This is a genomic window from Gemmiger sp. An194, assembly GCF_002160145.1.
Lineage (GTDB): Bacteria > Bacillota > Clostridia > Oscillospirales > Ruminococcaceae > Allofournierella.
The window spans coordinates 85,424-98,763 of the sequence record NZ_NFKA01000006.1; the positions used below are offsets into that span (position 1 = coordinate 85,424).

General features: G+C 63.1%; 12 protein-coding genes and 4 tRNA genes. 3 read left to right on the top strand and 13 right to left on the bottom strand.

All coding sequences use genetic code 11. From position 1 onward, the window contains the following. From B5F28_RS05480 to B5F28_RS05510, 7 genes are all read right to left on the bottom strand, one after another. Entirely contained in the window at nt 1–780 is a 780-nt protein-coding gene (locus tag B5F28_RS05480; protein ID WP_087294164.1) for an FAD binding domain-containing protein, read from the bottom strand. Between the two features lie 331 nt (nt 781–1,111). Next, nucleotides 1,112–1,187 (bottom strand) — tRNA-Phe (locus B5F28_RS05485). Between the two features lie 6 nt (nt 1,188–1,193). Then, nucleotides 1,194–1,269, bottom strand: a tRNA-Val gene (locus B5F28_RS05490). A gap of 11 nt (nt 1,270–1,280) precedes the next feature. Continuing rightward, a tRNA-Gly gene (locus B5F28_RS05495) sits at nt 1,281–1,356 on the bottom strand. An 8-nt stretch (nt 1,357–1,364) separates the two neighbouring features. After that, nucleotides 1,365–1,440, bottom strand: a tRNA-Pro gene (locus tag B5F28_RS05500). 123 nt (nt 1,441–1,563) lie between these two features. Further along, nucleotides 1,564–1,905 carry a DUF1622 domain-containing protein gene (locus B5F28_RS05505; protein WP_087294166.1) on the bottom strand — a complete coding sequence of 114 codons (342 nt, stop codon included), beginning with the start codon at nt 1,903–1,905 and terminating at the stop codon, nt 1,564–1,566. Nucleotides 1,906–1,920: 15 nt separating this feature from the next. Continuing rightward, nucleotides 1,921–2,382: a 2-thiouracil desulfurase family protein gene (locus tag B5F28_RS05510; protein ID WP_087294299.1), complete on the bottom strand. Its 462-nt coding sequence runs from the start codon at nt 2,380–2,382 to the stop codon at nt 1,921–1,923. A 185-nt stretch (nt 2,383–2,567) separates the two neighbouring features. Between B5F28_RS05510 and B5F28_RS05515 the strand changes: the two genes are divergently transcribed. Together B5F28_RS05515 and trxB are read left to right on the top strand one after the other, a co-directional pair. Further along, nucleotides 2,568–2,888 (top strand): thioredoxin family protein, encoded by a 321-nt coding sequence (locus tag B5F28_RS05515; RefSeq protein ID WP_247643413.1) that lies wholly within the window; start codon nt 2,568–2,570, stop codon nt 2,886–2,888. A gap of 3 nt (nt 2,889–2,891) precedes the next feature. Continuing rightward, nucleotides 2,892–3,818 (top strand): thioredoxin-disulfide reductase, encoded by a 927-nt coding sequence (gene trxB, locus B5F28_RS05520; protein ID WP_087294168.1) that lies wholly within the window; start codon nt 2,892–2,894, stop codon nt 3,816–3,818. Between the two features lie 160 nt (nt 3,819–3,978). Here the strand turns inward: trxB and B5F28_RS05525 are convergent, their stop codons facing one another. From B5F28_RS05525 to B5F28_RS05535, 3 genes are all read right to left on the bottom strand, one after another. Further along, the gene (locus B5F28_RS05525; protein ID WP_087294170.1) at nt 3,979–4,434 is read right to left on the bottom strand and encodes a spore coat protein; all 456 of its coding nucleotides are present in this window, start codon (nt 4,432–4,434) and stop codon (nt 3,979–3,981) included. 82 nt (nt 4,435–4,516) lie between these two features. Then, nucleotides 4,517–5,926, bottom strand: coding sequence for an RNA polymerase factor sigma-54 (gene rpoN / locus B5F28_RS05530; RefSeq protein ID WP_087294172.1), 1,410 nt, complete (start codon nt 5,924–5,926; stop codon nt 4,517–4,519). Nucleotides 5,927–5,999: 73 nt separating this feature from the next. Next, nucleotides 6,000–7,058, bottom strand: a complete 1,059-nt coding sequence (locus B5F28_RS05535) for a PTS sugar transporter subunit IIC (RefSeq protein WP_206423052.1) — start codon at nt 7,056–7,058, stop codon at nt 6,000–6,002. Nucleotides 7,059–7,265: 207 nt separating this feature from the next. On the opposite strand from B5F28_RS05535, the gene B5F28_RS05540 reads away from it, so the two are divergent. Then, nucleotides 7,266–7,925 carry an HD domain-containing protein gene (locus tag B5F28_RS05540; RefSeq protein WP_247643414.1) on the top strand — a complete coding sequence of 220 codons (660 nt, stop codon included), beginning with the start codon at nt 7,266–7,268 and terminating at the stop codon, nt 7,923–7,925. A gap of 96 nt (nt 7,926–8,021) precedes the next feature. Here the strand turns inward: B5F28_RS05540 and B5F28_RS05545 are convergent, their stop codons facing one another. The 3 genes from B5F28_RS05545 to B5F28_RS05555 all read right to left on the bottom strand — a co-directional run bounded on the left by B5F28_RS05545 (nt 8,022) and on the right by B5F28_RS05555 (nt 13,340). Beyond that, nucleotides 8,022–8,387, bottom strand: coding sequence for an Hpt domain-containing protein (locus B5F28_RS05545; RefSeq protein ID WP_158097528.1), 366 nt, complete (start codon nt 8,385–8,387; stop codon nt 8,022–8,024). Between the two features lies 1 nt (nt 8,388). Then, complete coding sequence (locus tag B5F28_RS05550; protein ID WP_343212742.1) at nt 8,389–9,489, bottom strand: HD domain-containing phosphohydrolase; 1,101 nt, start codon at nt 9,487–9,489, stop codon at nt 8,389–8,391. Nucleotides 9,490–9,650: 161 nt separating this feature from the next. Continuing rightward, on the bottom strand, nt 9,651–13,340 hold the full coding sequence (locus B5F28_RS05555) for an FtsX-like permease family protein (protein WP_087294178.1): 3,690 nt from the start codon (nt 13,338–13,340) through the stop codon (nt 9,651–9,653).

The following is a 13,340-nucleotide window of genomic DNA, read 5'->3' on the forward strand; positions in this document are numbered from 1 at the left end:
TCAGCCCTCCTGTAAGGCCGCAAGGCAGCGGCCGGTCAAAACGTTTGCCAGATGGCGGCGATATTCCTCACTGCCGCGCATGTTGCCCGCAAAGGTCAGCTGGCTCTGCATGGCAGCCTGGAAGGCCTCCAGCGCGGCCTTGTCCGCCGAAAGAGCCAGAGGCGCGTTCACCACTTCGGCCCGGGCGGGACGTGCGCCCACCACCATGCGGACCTGGCCGTCCTTCTCGGAGGCGGCAACCGCCAGCACCGGCAGATCGGTCTCGGCGTTGCGCATGGTCCGGTAAACCGGGCGGCGGCCGTTCTTCTTCACGTGAATGCGCACCAGAATGTCCCGGTCAGCGGGCAGCTTGGCGTACTGCTCCAGCGGCATGCGGCCGGCCTTGAACAGCTCCACCTCGCAGTCCAGCGCCAGCAGGGCGCAGAGCAGGTCGGAGAAGCCGAACCGGGCCGCGATGCTGCCGCCCAGGGTGGCGCAGTTGCGGAACTGCACGCCCACGATGTGGCGGGTCATCTCCTTGAACAGGCCCCCGAAGGCCCCGTTCAGCGCCTCGCTGGTCTCCAGCTGGCGCAGGGTGACCATGGCCCCCAGCGAAAACTCGCCTTCGGTCTCTTCAATGGTATCCAGCCCCAGTCCGCTCAGGTCCACAAGGGTACCCACCCGGCGGCGGGTCAGGCGCAGCCAGCAGCCCCCGGCCAGCAGGGTGGTGCTGCGCTTCTGGTTCAGCTGCCAGGCCTCTTCCAGCGTGGCGGCCTTCACATATTGCTGTGCGGTAAACATGCCTCACAGTCTCCTTTCCGTTTTCTCCGGAGCAAGGCCCCGGTCAAGGGCATTCGTTCTCATCTTAAGGCAATACCGCATAATTCCAGGTGGTGGAGCACGCCAGAAAATTTTTCGTGATATGAACCAAAAAGCGCAGCCAATCCTTGGTGGATTGACGAGCATTTTTGGAAAATAGCACGGAAAATTTTGGCGGGATACGCCGCCTGAGCCGTTAGGCGTGAATTATGAGGTGCTGCCTTAATTTTAGCAAAGCGGCAGGGCCTTGTCGAGAGAAAAGCCCCCACGCGCACAAAAAAAGACCCGCCTTAGTGTGTAAGACAGGTCTTTGTGGTGCCTCCGATCGGAATCGAACCAATGACACGGGGATTTTCAGTCCCCTGCTCTACCAACTGAGCTACAGAGGCGTTTTTTGGTGGAAGTTACAGGGCTCGAACCTGTGACCCTCTGCTTGTAAGGCAGATGCTCTCCCAGCTGAGCTAAACTTCCAGACAAAAAAATGGAGCGGCTTACGAGGCTCGAACTCGCTACCTCCACCTTGGCAAGGTGGCGCTCTACCAGATGAGCTAAAGCCGCTTATATAATGGTCGGAGTGGCGGGATTCGAACCCACGGCATCCTGCTCCCAAAGCAGGCGCGCTACCAGCTGCGCTACACCCCGTTGTGTTCAGGGCCCCTGTTCGTTGGGTGCTTGATTAGTATACTCAATTTTAGGCCAGGTGTCAACACCTTTTTGAAAAAAATTTAAAAAAATTTGCGGGGCATAAAAACCCCGCAAAAACACTTATTCGTGGTGCTCCAGCTTGGCCTCCACCTCGGCCTCCTCGTTCTTGATCTCCCAGTGGATCAGGAAGGTCAGCGCGGCCCGCAGCACGATGATCGCGCCCACGATCAGAATCTCGCTCATCTGGCGCACCACCACGGTACGCAGGATCTCGCTGCCCAGCTTGAACTCCAGGCCCATGGCCATGCCCTTGGCCAGCTTGAGCCGGGTCAGGGGGTCCCGGCGCAGATAGTTCCAGATGCCCCGGATGCCGGCGGCGATCAGCACCGCCACGCCCATGAACTCAAACAGCAGGATGGCGCCCTCCACGATCAGGTGCAGCACGTCGTTCAACAGTTCCATTGTGTTCTCTCCTTTTTACTCGCTGGGGCGGCGTTGCGCCCACTGGTCCAGCCGGTCCAGCGTTTCCTCGCTGAACACCGGCAGGCCATTTTTCAAAAGCAGGTCGGCGGCCACCCCGTTGCCCGGCACCAGCGTACCGGTAAAGCTGCCGTCGTAAATCGTTTCGCACCCACAGGAGGGGCTGCGGGCCTTGAGCACCGCCGCCTGGCATCCGGTGAGCCGGGCAAGGGCCAGCGCCTCGGCCGCGCCCTTTTCGTACTGGGCGGTCACATCCTGCCCGTCCCGGTTCATCACCCGGCTGCCCTGCCGCTCGGCGGGGGTGCGGGGGGTGGGCAGACCGCCGTAGATCTCCGGGCAGACCGGCACCGGGGTACAGTCATGGCTTTTGAGCCAGTCCACAAGGGGCCCGTTCTGTTTTGCGGCCCCGTCATACCGGCAGGCGCAGCCCAACAGGCACGCCGACACCAGCAGCTTCATCTTCTCCACCCCGCGTTTCGCTTCGGGCATGAACGCCCTGCTTTCTGACTATAACTATACCATATGGAATTGCCCGGCGAAAAGAGGTTCTATGACTTTGTTACAGAGTTTTACCTATTTTCGTGCTAGGATAAGAGTGAAGAAACCAATCGAATGTATCCCGAACCTTGAAGGAGGTCGTTTTTATGGCAATGTTTTCTGTTACCACCCAGGATTTTGAAAAAACCGTCATCGAATCTGCTGCCCCGGTGCTGGTGGAGTTCACCGCCCCCTGGTGCGGCTACTGCCGCCGCCTGGCCCCGGTGCTGCAGCGCATGAGCGCCGACGAGGGCATGCTGCCCATCGCCGCCGTGAACATCGACGAGGAGCCCGCGCTGGCCGAGCGTTTTAAAGTAGATACCATCCCCACCCTGCTGGTGTTCCGGGGCGGCAGCCATGGCCCGGCTCTGGTGGCCCCTTCCACCGCCGCTCAGATCAAGGAGTGGCTGGCCGGTCAGGAGGTGTGAGCCATGATGAAAAAACTGTGGGACGTGGTGATCGTGGGCGGCGGCCCCGCCGGATATTCCGCCGCGCTGTACGCGGTGCGGGCGGGCTATTCCACCCTGGTTGTGGAGATGCTCAGCCCCGGCGGCCAGATGGCCACCACCAACGCCATTGAAAACTACCCCGGCTTCGTGGAGAGCGTGGACGGCTTTGAGCTGGCCATGACCATGCAGCAGCAGGCGGAGAAATTCGGCAGCGAGACCTTGTATGCTCAGGTGACCGCGGTGCAGCTGGAAGGGGCCGAAAAGCACCTGACCACCACCGAGGGCGAGCTGCGGGCGAAGGCTGTGATCTTCGCCACCGGCGCGGACCCCCGCCCCCTGGGCCTAGCCGGGGAGGACGTCCTGCGCGGCCGGGGCGTGGCCTACTGCGCCACCTGCGACGGCGGCTTCTACCGGGGCAAGACCGTGGCGGTGGCCGGCGGCGGCAACTCTGCCGCTGAAGACGCGCTCACCCTTTCCAAGCTCTGCAAAAAGGTGTACCTCATCCACCGGCGCGATACCCTCAGCGCAACCCGCAGCTATTTAAAGCCGCTGGAGAAGGCCGAGAACATCGAATTTCTGTGGAACAAGCAGGTCACCGGCTTTGAGGTGGACGGCACCCTCACCGGCCTGACCCTCACCGACACCAAAACCGGCGAGGAGAGCCCGCTGCCGGTGGACGGCCTGTTCGTGGCCATCGGCCGCCAGCCCAACACCTGGCTGGTAAAGGACCAGCTGGAGCTGGACCGCCAGGGCTACATTGTGGCGGACGAGAGCTGCCGCACCAGCCAGCCGGGCGTGTTCGCCATCGGCGATGTGCGCACCAAGCCCCTGCGCCAGGTGGTCACCGCGGTGGCCGACGGCGCCACCGCCAGCAAATACCTGGAGGAGTACCTGAACGGGCTGGACTGATTGATTCCTTGTTTGACTCTGAACCTTTTGCTTTTTTCTTTTTCGGTTTTCCACACCGCGGGCGCTGCCCGGTGGAAAATCCGCGAAATTTCCTTCTTCTTTTCCCAAATAAAAGGCAAGGGCCGTTCCCGAAGATTCGGGAACGGCCCTTGCCTTATTTTCAGCAATACAGACCGTTGGCGGTCATGTAGTCGGCGATCTCCTTGCCGTGCTGCTGCTCTTGCTGCTGGATGGCGGTCAGCGCGCTGCGGGCCGCCGGGTCGGAAAATTCAAACACCGCGGTGTTGTACACCCCGGAAACGAACTTCTCGGTGGCCAGCACATCCGCCAGCAGGTAGGCATCGCTCTTCTTCTCGGCCCGGCTCACCTGCGCACGCTGGGGCTCGGGCTTTTTGGCGTTCTGGCTCTGGCCCGGCTTCAACGTGGGGGTCTCGCCCGCCAGCATGCTTGTCACGGTATCGTAGTGGTTCTGCTCGGCCTTCTCCAGCCGGGCGAACATCTGCCGGAGCGCCGGGTCACAGGCAGCCTCGGCAGCCTTGTGGTACTTCTCGGCGCAGGTCTTTTCCTCGTTTTGCAGGTCCTTCAAAAGGCTCTGCTCCTTTTTGGTCAGGTTCATGGCGCATCTCTCCTTTTCTGAACGGCCCGATGTTCCGGGCTTCTGGCATCAGTATGCCGCAGAAAAGGGGGAATTATGCGCCTTACTCCACCCGCCGCCGGGCCGACGAGCTGGGGATGCCCAGCTCCTCCCGGTATTTGGCCACGGTGCGCCGGGCCACCGGCAGGTTCACCGCCTCCAGCGCCGCCCGCAGCGCCTCGTCGGACAGGGGCTTCGCCGGGTCCTCCGCCTGCACAAAGCGCAGCAGCTGGCGCTTGATGCTCTCGCTGCTCACCTGACCGCCCTCCACCGACACACCGGCGGAGAAAAAGCGTTTCAGCGGCAGGCTCTTGCCCTCGAACTGCAGGGTCTTGCCCTGCACCGCACGGCTCACGGTGGAAAGGCTCAGCCCCAGGCTCCGGGCCATCTGGGTCAGGGTCATAGGCTTGAGCGGCCCGCCCCGCAAAAAGAAGTCCTGCTGGTCCTGGGCCAGCTGGCGCAGCAGCCGCACCAGGGTGCTTTCCCGCTCGGCCACCGCCCGCAGCAGCTGCTGGGCCTTGGCGCGCCGGTCCTTTAAATAACTCTTGGCCTCGGGGGAGCCGCTTTGCTGCAGTAAGCTGCAGTTCTGTTCGTTCAATTGCAGCCGGGGAGCCAGCCGCCGTTCCAGCTCAATGACCACCTGGCCGTTCTCCCGGCGGAACACCGCCTCCGGGATCTGATAGGCCAGCGGTCCCGCACCGTAGCCCCCGGCCGGGCGGGGGTTCAGCGCCCGCACCGCCTTTGCCGCCGCCTGCGCCTGGGCCGGGGTGCACTCCAGCAGCCGGGCGATGGCGGTCATGTTGTTTTTGGCCAGCAGCTCCAGCCCCTGGCGCACCAGCCGCACTGTATGCTCGTTGAAATCCTTTGTCTGGGCCAGCTGCAGCACCAGACACTCGGGCAGAGTGCGCGCCGCCACGCCCGCGGGCTGCAGGCTCTGCAATACATACAGCGCCTGCTCCATCTCAAACACGCTCACGCTCCGGTCAGCGGCCAGGTCCTCCAGCGAGAACTCCAGAAAGCCGTTTTCATTCAGGCATTCCGCCAGATAATCCGCCAGGCGGCGCAGCTCGTCGGACAGGCGGGGCAGGTGCAGCAGCTGCTCGTGCAGCGCCTGGGCCAGGCTCTCGCCCCGGTCCGCCGGGTCGGCCAGCGTGGCCATCCGGTCCCATTCGCCGTCGCCGCCCCGGCTCCATTCGCCCAGACCCTCTCCGGCGGGCAGGTCCCACACCGCGGCGCTCTCGCTGCCGGTGGCCTCCCACCGGTCCGCCTCGCCGCCGTTCTCCTCGGCGGTGGGCTCCGCCGGGTCCGGCAGATATACCTCTTCCGGAAGCTCCAGCTCCAGCAGCGGATTCTCCAGCGCCTTCTCCTGCAAAAACTCCTGCAGCTCCAGCACCGGCATCTGCAAAATCTCCAGCGACTGCCGCTGGCTCTGGCTCAAAACCTGTTTTTGTTCCTGACGCTGCACCAGCTCCATGTTGCTCCGCTCCTTTGCAATATTTCTTCCTTTATTATATCGGTTCCCGGGCGGCGGAGCAACCGAAGGCGGCTCAGCTCAGCTTCAGATCTCCTTCCCGAATCCAGCCCATGCGGCGGAAGAGCTGACCGATGGCCCAGCACAGCACCGCAGGCAGCACAAAGGAGATGAGGATCAGCCCCAGCCAGTCAAAGGCGGTGATAGCCGCCTTGGCACCGCTGGCCACATCGTTGACCCAGCCGGTGTACACGCCGATCTGGCCCACCAGACCGCAGGTGCCCATGCCGGAGGACACGGCGGCGCCGTTCATCTCCAGCCGGAACACGCAGGTGGCCAGCGGGCCGGTGATGGCGCTGGTGAGGATGGGCGGCAGCCAGATGCGGGGGTTCTTCACGATGTTGCCCATCTGCAGCATGGAGGTGCCGATGCCCTGGCTGACCAGGCCGCCCCAGCCGTTTTCCTTAAAGGACATCACCGCAAAGCCCACCATGTTGGCGCAGCAGCCGGCCACCGCCGCGCCGCCCGCCAGCCCGGTGAGGGACAGCGCCGCGCAGATGGCCGCCGAGGAGATGGGCAAAGTGAGGGCGATGCCGATCACCACCGACACCACAATGCCCATGAGCAGGGGCTGCAGCTCGGTGGCCCACATGATGAGCTGACCCACCGAGCTGGCCGCCGCGCCGATGGCCGGTGCAATGGCGGCGGAGAGGGCCACGCCCACCAGAATGGTCACCAGCGGAGTGACCAGCAGGTCCACCTTGGTCTCCTTGGAGACCGCCTTGCCGCACTCGGCGGCGATGATGGCGATGATGAGCACCGCCAGCGGGCCGCCCGCACCGCCCAGGCCGTTGGCCGCGTTGCCCACGGCGATCAGCGAAAACAGCACCAGCGGCGGGCACTGCAGCGCGTAGCCGATGGCCGCCGCCATGGCCGGGCCGCTCATGGCACTGGCGTAGCCGCCGATGGTGCTCAGCAGCTCCACGCCCAGCTGCTTGCCCAGCGTGTCCAGAATGGTGCCGATGAGCAGCGAACAGAACAGGCCCTGTGCCATGGCGCCCAGGGCATCCACCCCGTAGCGCCGGGCCGAGATCACAATGTTTTTTCGTTTCAGAAATTCCGCCACTTGATTCACGATTTTCTTCCTCCCTCTGTGCGGCTCCGGCAGGTCCAGGCCGCATTTTCGTTTATTTTATAACAACTTGTCGGGAATGGCAAGAGGGTCCCGCCGGGCCTGGCCTAACAAAGGTTTTACCTGCATTTTTTGCTTTCTTTGCAGAAAACGCGGTATAATAAAATGGATTCTCTGATTCATCGAAATCCATTGGGAGGATTTTATTTTATGATCATCACCCCGCATCACATCAAGGAAAACAAACAGATTCAAACCTACATCCGCCGGGCGGACGACACCCTCGCCGCCATGGGCTATACCGAGCACAGCACCGCCCACGTGGCCCGTGTGGCCCATTTTGCCGAAAAGATCCTGACCCATCTGGGCTATTCCCAGCGCACCTGCCAGCTGGCCTGGATCGCCGGCTATATGCACGACATCGGCAACGTGATCAACCGGATCGACCACGCCCAGTCCGGCGCGGTGATGGCCTTCCGCATTCTGGACAATCTGGGCATGGAGGCGGACGAGATCGCCACGGTATGCTCGGCCATCGGCAACCACGATGAGGCCACCGCCTACCCGGTGAACCCGGTGGCAGCGGCGCTGATCCTGGCCGACAAGACCGATGTGCGCCGCAGCCGGGTGCGCACCAAGGACCCGGCCCAGTTCGACATCCACGACCGGGTGAACTACGCGGTGGAAAAGGCCTCCACCACCCTCACCGACGACGGCGCGGTGCTGCTGGAGCTGACCATCGACACCGCCATCTCGCCGGTGATCGACTACTTCGAGATTTTTATGGACCGGATGCTGCTCTGCCGTAAGGCGGCGGACAAGCTGGGCCTTAGCTTCCGGCTGGTGGTGAACGGCCAGACCATCCTGTGAGCCGCCTCTGAATCCAAAAACAAATCGCCCGCCCGGCATATTCTCTTTTCAGAGAATGCCGGACGGGCGATTCTTCTTTTTTGTTTTTTGGGCAGCTCAGCCCTCGCCGTAGACGGCGTGGATGGCCTCCACCGCGTTGGTGTAGGCCTCGGTCACTCCGGCCATGGCCTGCCGGGCCCCTTCCAGGTCCCCGGCCCGCAGCTGGCCCAGCTGGGCGGTGGAGCGCTCAAACAGAATATTCAGCGACAGGTTGCCGCTGGTCCCCTTCAGGGAATGGGCGGCAGCGGCGGCGGCTTCGGTGTCGCCCGCGGCCAGCGCTGTTTGCAAAGCACTCAGGGTCTCATCCTGCAAAAAGCGCTTCAAAAAGCGCTCCAGCAGGGCCTCGCTGCCCATGAAACGGCCCAGGGCGCCGTTCACATCTACGCCGCCCTGCTCCAGAATTGCCTGGCTCTGTGGGTTCATCTCAGCCTTCCTCCTTCGTTTCATACAGTGCACGGATCTGGGGATGCACCTGCCGGAAGCATTCCAGCAGCCGGGGCGAGAACGTGCCGCACTCCCCGTTCAGAATCATCTCCAGTGCCTTTTCGTGGGAAAAGGCCGCCTTGTACACCCGGGGGCTGACCAGTGCATCGTACACATCCGCCAGCGACACGATCTGCGCACCCACCGAGATCTCATCCCCCACAAGGCCGTGGGGATAGCCCCGGCCGTCCCACCGCTCGTGGTGGTGGAGCGCAATATCGATGGCATATTCGTAGGCGCTGTGGTCCCGCATCTGGGGGATATTCTCCAGCAGCTTTGCGCCCTGGATCGTGTGGGTCTTCATCACCTCAAACTCCTCGGCCGTGAGGCGGCCGGGCTTGTTCAGGATGGCATCCGGGATGGCGATCTTGCCCACATCGTGCATCACCGCCGCCAGGGCGATGTCCTCCACGGTCTGCTGGCTCATCCCCGCACCCATCTCGGTGTGGGTGAGCAGCTCCCGGGTGATGTGCTGCAGCCGGCGCACATGATCGCCGGACTCGCCGCTGCGGAACTCGATGGCCGCCGCCAGCGAGGCGATCATGCCGTGGCCCAGCTCGATGATCCGGCCCGCCTGGGCCAGCAGCTCATCCTTCTGGCGCTCCACCACGCTGCCCAACCGCCGCCGGGCGCGGAACAATTCCACCACGCTGCCCACCCGGCGCTGCACCAGATAGGGCACCACCGGCTTGCCGATCACGTCCATCACGCCCAGGGCATAGGCTTCCTTCATCATCTCGTCGCCGGTCTCGGCGGTGATCATAAACACCGGCACCTGCTCGGTAAGGCCGCGGGCATGCAGCTCACGCAGCACCTCCAGCCCGTTCATTTCGGGCATCATCACATCCAGCAGCACGGCGCACAGCCGCCCCGGGTCCGCCAGAATGGCCTCCAGCCCCTGACGGCCGTTTTCCGCCTGCTCGATGCGGTACTGCCCGGCAAATATATTCTCCAGAATCGCCCGGTTCAGCTCGTCATCGTCCACGATGAGAAGGGTCTCCGGCGCTGCGGGATCTGTCTGCGTCATAGTCGACGGGAACACAGGGTTCACTTCCTTTCTGTTCTGCAGAGTTTCTGCAAAAAACAGGGCGCAGGGCAAAGCCCCACGCCCTATGTTAACTATTATAGTATGCGTTACCCGATCCCGTCAAATCAAATCTTTGTAACCCTTGCAAAATTCGTTCAAAAAACGATTTCAGCGGATCATTCCGGGGCCTTCATGCTTTCCACCATGCTGATTCGGCGCAGCTTTCGGTGCATCACCAGATTCACCAGCGCGCTGAACACAAGGGTGAGCAGGGCGCTGAACACGTAGCTCAGCGGCTTGATGGTGCGGCCGAACATCACCGCGTCCACCTCCACCGAGTGGATCACGAACATGTGCAAAAAGATGCCCAGCACCAGCCCCGCCAGCGTACCGATGACCGACAGCGCCACCGACTCCCGGTACACGTAGGCGGAGACCTCGCTGTCGTAGAAGCCCAGCACCTTGATGGTGGCGATCTCCTTGGTGCGCTCGGTGATGTTGATGTTGGTCAGGTTGTACAGCACCACGAAGGCCAGCACACCAGCGGAAACGATGAGCACCACCACGATGATGTCGATCTTCTGCATCATGCCGCTGAAGGTGCTCTTCAGGTCGCTGATCTGGTTCACGCCTGCCACGCCCTCGGTCTTGAGCAGGGTGCTGTTCAGCGCGGCCCGGCCCTCGTCGGAATCATCCGCCGCGTGGCCCAGCACCAGATCGAACTCCGGCGCAGCGCCGAAGCCGGACTCGTAGGTCTCGGCGCTCATGTACACGTAGTTCTCCACGTAATTTTCCACGATGCCGTCCACCCGGAAGGTGCCGGTGCGGCCATCCTTGTTTTCCAGGGTCACGGTGTCGCCCACCGACAGATTCGCCCGCTCGCTCATCTTCTCGGTGATGACCACGCCGGTCTCCGAGAAGGCCACCGCATCGCCGCTCACCCGCTCGTGCAGGTCCACGAAGCTGCCGATTCGGCTGCTCTCCTGAGGAACAAACAGATAGGTCTCGAAGGTGATGTCGTCGAATTCGTTCTCGCTCTGCTCCTGGTGCACCAGGGTCCAGTCGGTCACCAGCGAGGAATCGCCCAGCACCTCTTCCAGCTCGCTGCCCTCAAATTCCTCCGGGTCCCGCACGCTCACGGTGAAGTCGTAGGTAAACACCTTGCCGAACTGCTTGTTCACGATGTCGCTGATGGAATCGTGCAGGCCGAAGCCGGTCACCAGCAGAGCGGTGCAGCCCGCGATGCCCACCACCGTCATAAAGAACCGCTTTTTGTAGCGGAACAGGTTGCGGGCGGTGACCTTGTGGGTGAACTTCATCCGCTTCCACACCGGCCGTACCCGCTCCAGCAGGATGCGCTTGCCCGCCTTGGGGGCCTTGGGCAGCATCAGGGTGGCGGGGGCCTCCATCAGGGTAGCCCAGCAGGCATTCAGAGTAGCCGCCAAGGTGCACAGGATGGCCGCCCCCGAGGCAATGGCCGCATAGGGAACATTAAACAGACGGTATATCTTCGGTAGAGTATACATCATGGAGTAGGCATTCCAGATAACGGTGGGGAACAGATTGAAGCCCACCAGCAAACCGAACACGCAGCCCGCCACGGTGGCGGTCATGGCGTAGATCACATACTTTGCCATGATGGATTTTTTGCTGTAGCCCAGCGCCTTCATGGTGCCGATCTGCAGCCGCTCCTCCTCCACCATGCGGGTCATGGTGGTCAGGGCCACCAGCGCCGCCACCAGGAAGAAGAACACCGGGAATACCCGGGCGATGGCCTCCACCTTCTGCACGTTGGATTTCAGCGAGGCGAAACTCACGTTCTCATCCCGGGTGAGCAGGTACCATTCCGGCTCCTCCAGTTCGTCGATCTCCTTCCGGGCGTCGTCCAGCTGCTGCTTTGCGTCCGCCAGCTGCTCTTCGGCGCTCTTTTTCTGCTCGGCGTATTCCGCCTCGCCCTCGCTCAGCTGCTGCTTGGCGTCCTCCAGTTGGGCGGTGCCGTCCTCCAGCTCAGCCTTGGCGGAATCCAGCTTCTCCTGGGCCAGCTCCAGCTCCAGCTGGGCAAGCCCCGGGGCCATGCTCAGAGCGCTCTCGCCCTGGGCGATCTGCTTTTCGCCCTCGGTGATCTGTTTTTTGGCCTCCTCCAGCTTAGCCTTGGCGGCTTCCAGCTGCTTTTCGCCCTCGGTGATCTTGGGCTCGTTCTCCGCGATCTGGGCCTTGGCGGTATCCAGCTGAGCCTGGGTCTCATTCACAGCCTGCTGGCCCTGGGCCAGCGCGCTGTTGGCCTCGTCCAGCAACGCCTGGGCCGCGTCCGCCTGGGTGCGGGCGGCCTCGGCCTGACTGGTCGCCAGATCCAGCGCCTGCTGGGCGCTGTCCAGCCCGGTCTGGGCGGTCTGGACCCGGGCCTGGGCCTGGGTGCGGGCAGCCAGCAGCGGGGCGGCCTCGTCCGGCTTCTGCGCGGCCCATTCCTCTTCGGTCAGCTCGCCCCGGGCCGCGTCGATGGCCGCCTGGGCGTTGGTCAATTCGGTGTTGGCCGCGTCCAACTCGGCGGCGGCCGCGTCCCGTTTGGTCTGGGCCTCGGCGCGGGCGGCCTCCAGCTGGTCGGCCAGCTGCCGGGCACTCTCCACCGTGGGCTTCAGCTCATCCACCCGAGCCTGCAGCTTGGGCAGGGCCTCCTGGGCCTGGGTCAGACTGGGTTCCAGCAGCTGGACCAGCTGTTTCGCCTGCTCCAGCTGCTGCTTTGCGTCTGCCAGCTCCTGGCTCTTCTGCTCCACCTGAGCCACGCCGGCCTCATATTCGGCCTTTGCGTCGATCAGCTTGGCCTGTGCGTCCGCCAGCTGCTGCTGCTGGGCGGTCAGGGTGCCGGGCAGACTTTCCTTATTGGCATCCAGCTCGGCCTGACCGTCCTCGATCTCCTTCTGGGCATCTTCCAGCTTTTTCTCATTTTGCTCGATCTCGCTGCGGCCGTCCTCCAGCTCCTCCTCCGCGTCCGCTAGCTTCTCTTCGGCTTCGGCCTTGGCGTCCTCATATTCGGCGGTGGCGTCGGCCAGCGCCTCTTCGGCTTCGGTCTTCACCTGCTCATAGCGGATGCGGCTGCGCTCGCCGCTGATGTCCTCCAGCTTCTGGGCAGTCAGGTCCACATAGTCGGTGTAGGCGTCGGTGAGGCTGTCGTAGGCCTTGGCGCCCTCCACCTGCACATAGATGTCGGTCCACACATCCAGCGCGAAGTTCTGCTCGCCGGTGTAGAGCACCACATCCACGGTGCCGTCGCCCACGCTGGCGCTCTCCCGCTCGATGGAGAAATAGGCGCTGGTGCTCACCACGCCCACCACCTTCAGCTCACTGCGGGTGAAGGTGTCCTCCCAGTCCTCGTTATCCGGCGAGATGGTCAGGGTGTCGCCCACCGAAAAGCCCATGGCCTGGTAGTCGGAGCCCTGCTCCACCACGCACTCGTCCTCCTTCACCGGCAGGCGGCCCTCCACCACCTCCATCCGGTTCAGGTAGCCCTGGGGCTCCTTTTCCTCGATCTGGTCCAGCGGTACGCTCTGGATGCGGGCCACCAGCCCGTCGCCGGAGGGGGTGTTCACGATGGCATCCGCCGAGTAGGCGGGCATCACCTGCTCCACCCCGTCAATGGCGCGCACCGCCTCCACATCCTCGTCGGTCAGGCCCAGGGTGCCCACGATGCGCAGGTCGAACAGGTCGGTCTCGTCGAAAAAGCGGTCGGCGGAATAGCGCATGTCCGGCGTGGTGGCCAGCAGACCGGCCAGAAAGCCCACGCCCAGAGCCACAATCGCAAAAATGGCCAGAAACCGGCTCAGGCTCTGGCGGATGGTGCGCACCACCGTTTTGCGGTATGTACGTTTCAT